Origin of the sequence: Kitasatospora sp. NPDC047058 (assembly GCF_040643935.1) — a bacterium.
Classification (GTDB): domain Bacteria; phylum Actinomycetota; class Actinomycetes; order Streptomycetales; family Streptomycetaceae; genus Kitasatospora.
Map to the genome: position 1 here is coordinate 1 of NZ_JBEYVJ010000769.1, position 1,849 is coordinate 1,849.

2 protein-coding genes are annotated in these 1,849 nt (G+C 68.0%); one reads left to right on the forward strand and one right to left on the reverse strand.

Annotated features, from left to right (window positions below):
- A partial coding sequence (locus ABZ885_RS40305) for a trypsin-like serine protease (RefSeq protein WP_360200049.1) occupies positions 1-1,476 on the reverse strand: 1,476 nt, incomplete at its 3' end.
- A gap of 6 nt (positions 1,477-1,482) precedes the next feature.
- Between ABZ885_RS40305 and ABZ885_RS40310 the strand changes: the two genes are divergently transcribed.
- Positions 1,483-1,849: hypothetical protein (locus ABZ885_RS40310; RefSeq protein WP_360200051.1), on the forward strand; the 367-nt coding region annotated here is incomplete at its 3' end.

A 1,849-nucleotide genomic window follows, 5' to 3' on the forward strand; every position in this document is an offset into this window, starting at 1 on the left:
ACGGCCGATGGCGAACAGCTCGATGGCACCGGTCGCCGGGTTGTACACCGCGGTCGGCGCGCCCGCGAACTGCCAGTCCGTGATCATGGACCAGCTGCTCCACGTACCACCGTTGGTGCTGTAGGAGTGGGCCATCTTGCCATCGGTGCGGACGGCGAAGACCTCGGCGGTCTTGGTGGCGGGGTTGTAGACGGCGGCGGGGCTGCCGGTGAACTTGTCGGAGCCGATGGGGTACCAGGTGCTCCAGTTGTTGGCGGCGGTCCAGTAGGCGTGGGAGAGGGTGCCGTCACGGCCGATGGCGAACAGCTCGATGGCACCGGTCGCCGGGTTGTACACCGCGGTCGGCGCGCCCGCGAACTGCCAGTCCGTGATCATGGACCAGCTGCTCCACGTACCACCGTTGGTGCTGTACGAGTGAACGACATGGCCGTCGGCGTCGAGTGAGAAGACCTCGGCCGTCTTGGTGGCCGGGTTGTACACCGAGCTGCCCGCAACAGGGTTCGCGGTCAGGGTGTCCCACCACCCGCTGCTGACCTGCTGGACCCAGCCGGCGAGGTCGTCGACGCGCGCGGACTGGGCGCCGGTACGGGTCTCGCTCGCCGGAGTTCCGAAGCAGCCGCCGTGCCAGGAGCGGGACGCGACTGCGACGACCTCTGCCTTTCCGTCCTTCTCCCGCAGGAAAGGGGCACCAGCTGCACCGGCGCAGATCGCCGCAGCGCCGGCCGCGGGTGCACTCTCGACACCGGTTGCGCTGACGGAGCCCACGGTGTGGGTGGTGGTGTGCTGGCCGGCGGCCCTCCATTGCGTGGCGGTGCGGCCGTAGCCAGGCACCCGCAGACTCTCCTCCGTCACGGGCGCCGTGCCGGAGAGGACGGCCGGAGCGACATTCATGACCGGGGTCGCAAGGCGGGCCAGGACGACATCACGGTCGGCCCGGGGGACGAGCTCGCTGATCTCGACGCTCTGGCCACCGACGGCCAGAGTGCTCCTCGTCGCAGGCGCGCCCTGGCCGAGGGTGCCGTCGGTGAAGCAGCCGGCCGTCGTCAGGGCCCAGTAACGGTCGACGAGAGTGGCGGTGCAGGACCTCGAGCCGGAACGGCCGGGCTGCCCGACGACGACCAGTCCGACCGCGGGTAGCTCACCGGTGGCGGCCGGTGTAGCTGGTCCGTCGGTGGCGGACAGTTCGAGCAGGGTGGCTCCCTCGGCGGAGGAGCCCTCACCCACGGGGTTGTAGTAGTTCTTGCGGAGGTCCATGCTGCTGACCGAGCCCCCCCTGTTCAGGGTGGCCCTGACCGTATGGTCATCGCCCTTGAGGCTGTAGACCTTAGGAAGTTCCAGCGCCAGGTAGCCGCTGGGACCCGTGACGCGGAAACAGACCTTGGTGGGGCCGACGTCCAGGGCCCGGCTGAACACCTCCAGCAGGCTCTCGGGCGACGTGCAGTCAGCCAGCTGGATGTTCCCGTCACCGGACTTCAAGGTGACGTGCTGCTGCGCCAGGATCTCGGCGGCCCCCGGGTAGGCAAAGTCTTCTACCGCGGGCGGCGCCACGGCCTCAGCGGCCGCAGCAGGCACCGAGCCCGCGACCGCAGGTATCGCCAGCATGGCGCCGAGGGGCCATGCCAGTCTTCGGGTCATACGCACAAGCACTCCCAAAAGAACATGCCTGAGGAGCACTCGTGCCCCCCATGGCAGATGAATTGCCAAGCGGACGCTATCGGCTGCGATCTGGAGCGTCAAAAACGTTACAAGTTTGATGGACTCAAGGCTGATCGAGGCGCCACGCTGCATGACGTCCTGCTCATAAAAGCCGTCCGAGTCGAACGACGTGGTGTCCTCGGTCTCTTCGTTC